The 244-nt window shown below is 79.1% G+C and carries 1 protein-coding gene; it reads left to right on the plus strand.

What is annotated here, in order from left to right; genetic code table 11:
• Positions 1 to 10: 10 nt before the first annotated feature.
• Positions 11 to 244, plus strand: a 234-nt coding sequence (locus KVS71_RS18275; protein WP_302677829.1) for a phosphoenolpyruvate-utilizing N-terminal domain-containing protein, incomplete at its 3' end; no start/stop codon positions are given.

Here is a 244-nt window from a genome sequence, read left to right on the forward strand (position 1 = left end):
ACGCCGCCGGATGAGCGCGCTGGGAGGGGTGGGGAGCGGTCTCGGTGTCGCGCAGGGCCCGGTCGCCCGCATGACCGAGGCGCTGCCCGCGCCCGAGAACCCACCGAGCACCGCGGGGGCGGATGCCGAGCGCGCGCGGGCCCGCGAGGCCGTCGCCGTCGTGGCGCAGGAGCTGACCCAGCGCGGCGAGCCCGCCGGTGGTGCGGCGCAGGAGGTGCTCGAGGCGCAGGCGATGATCGCCGAG

This window comes from Microbacterium sp. GbtcB4 (assembly GCF_019091465.1).
Classification (GTDB): Bacteria; Actinomycetota; Actinomycetes; order Actinomycetales; family Microbacteriaceae; genus Microbacterium; species Microbacterium paraoxydans.